The 1,328-nt window shown below is 78.0% G+C and carries 1 protein-coding gene and 1 pseudogene; one reads left to right on the top strand and one right to left on the bottom strand.

The window, feature by feature from the left end:
* Positions 1-909: pseudogene (locus ABEB16_RS13435) on the bottom strand (hypothetical protein); the annotation flags it as partial.
* Between the two features lie 239 nt (positions 910-1,148).
* Between ABEB16_RS13435 and ABEB16_RS13430 the strand changes: the two are divergent.
* Positions 1,149-1,328: hypothetical protein (locus ABEB16_RS13430; RefSeq protein ID WP_345712751.1), on the top strand; the 180-nt coding region annotated here is incomplete at its 3' end.

Genomic DNA, 1,328 nt, shown 5'->3' with positions numbered 1-1,328 from the left:
CGGCAGCACCGCGGCCGGGTCGAAGTCCAGCTCGTCGGCCTCCGGCAGCAGGCCCTCGAGGTCGGCGGTGGTGACGGGCTGCCCGACGAGGCCGCTGGTGACGACCGCCGCCAGCAGCGCCGCGACCCCCTCGGCCACGTCGTCCGGCAGGTCGGCGAGCTGCTCCAGCACCCACACGGTGACCGCGTCGCGGCGCAGCTCGCGGACCTCGTCGGCGTCGCCGCCGCGCCAGGTCGCCGCGGCGGGGCCGGGCCGCACCTCGCCGTCGGCCGCGTCGGCCAGCTCCAGCTCGTGCAGGGCGCGCAGGACGTCCGCGGGGACGCCCTCGGCGCCGGGGTCGGCCAGGGCCGCGCTGATCTGCGCGACGAGCGGGAGGGCGGCCAGCGCGGCGTCCTCCTCCTCGTCGTCGACGTCGTCGGCCGCGGCGAGGACGAGCTCGTCGGCGGAGGTGTCCTCCAGCGCGGCGTAGCACTCCTCAAGCTCCTCCTCGCCACCGGACCAGCGGCGGGTCTCCTCGAGGAAGTGCAGGAACAGCTCCCACGCCTCGGCGACGGCGTCGACCAGCTCGGCGTCGTCCCAGTCGTGCTGCCGCGCGAACGCCGTGAGCACCGGGGAGTCGACCTCGGACAGCAGCAGGTCGAGGTCGTCGGCGCTCCAGCGGGTGGCGGTCTGCGGGCCGACCGCGGTGGTGCGGGTGCGCTTGAGCAGCCAGTCCATCGACTCGGCGAGCACGGTGACCACGTCCTCGTGGCCGAGGGCGCCCTCCTCGGAGGTGGTGGCCTCCCCCAGCCACGCCGTGAAGGGGCCGCTCAGCGCGAGCAGCGCGCGGTTGCCGAGGTGCGTCGTCGCGGCCGGGCGGCGGCGGGGCGAACCCGGCCTGCGGCTGGCGGGGCGGGTGTTCTTCGGCATGGCGGGTGCTCCAAGCTGCGGACCAGGGCGCTGGTCGGGGTGCCGGTGGGTGCCGGCCGGGGAGGCACGACCGTAGTGCCTGTCCCCGACCGGCACGTGACCCGCGGGTGAGCGGCAGGTGGTCGGCGCCGCAGCCCTTCGCAGCCCGCCGGGACCGCGACGGCTGTCGGACCCGTGCCCCACGATGACCTCGTGCCCCCACCACCCCACCCGGCGCCGCCCGCCTCCCGGAGCCGCGCGTGAGCGTCCTGCACGTGCTGTGCACGGCCGCCCACGGGCCGCTGTGGTGGGTGGAGGACGACGGGGGTCCGCTCGCAGCGCGGGCGCGGCGGGCGAGGGCGGCCGCGCTCCCCGGGGCGGCGCGGGAGGCGCTCACCGGCCCGGCCCGGACCGTGCGCGCGCTGCTGCCCTGCGCCGAC

The sequence above is a fragment of the Kineococcus glutinatus genome (genome assembly GCF_039542765.1).
Classification (GTDB): Bacteria; Actinomycetota; Actinomycetes; order Actinomycetales; family Kineococcaceae; genus Kineococcus_A; species Kineococcus_A glutinatus.
This window is presented reverse-complemented; position numbering and strand designations above follow the sequence as displayed.